General features: G+C 58.3%; 1 pseudogene. It reads left to right on the top strand.

Features of this window, described 5'->3' with window-relative positions:
- Positions 1-387 (top strand): annotated as a pseudogene (locus MUW49_RS18130) (IS21 family transposase); the annotation flags it as partial.
- Positions 388-528 lie beyond the last annotated feature (141 nt).

A 528-nucleotide genomic window follows, 5' to 3' on the forward strand; every position in this document is an offset into this window, starting at 1 on the left:
CCGGCACTGGGACCACTGCCGGTGCATCCCTATCGCTATGTCGCCATCAAAACGGTCAAGGTCAACATCGACTATCACGTCAGTTATGAGCAGCACCATTACTCGGTGCCACACCAGTATGTGGGTCAGCAACTGGAGCTCCATGCAGGCGACACACTGCTTCAGGTCTATCACCAGCAACAGCTGGTCGCGAGCCATCCACGTAAAACCATCCCGGGGATGAGCACGCTCCCTGAGCACATGCCGGAACGTCACAGCAAGCAGCAACGCTGGACCCCAGGGCGTCTTAAACAGTGGGCTGCTGACATCGGACCGAGCACCTTGTGCTGGGTTAGCGAACGGTTGGAAGAGAAAGCCCATGCCGAGCAGGCATACCGACTCTGTATCTATTCACCAGGACGGGGTTGACGGCATCAGTTCTGCCGGGATGGGATAATCTGTCTTCTCGATGCACGCCCTGACCACGGCCCTCAACCACTCCTGTGGGCAGCGGCCCAATCGCTTGCCGGTCTCCACCAACGACAGGAT

The organism is Aeromonas sp. LsrichE-8G (assembly GCF_022869435.1).
Taxonomy (GTDB): Bacteria; Pseudomonadota; Gammaproteobacteria; order Enterobacterales; family Aeromonadaceae; genus Aeromonas; species Aeromonas caviae.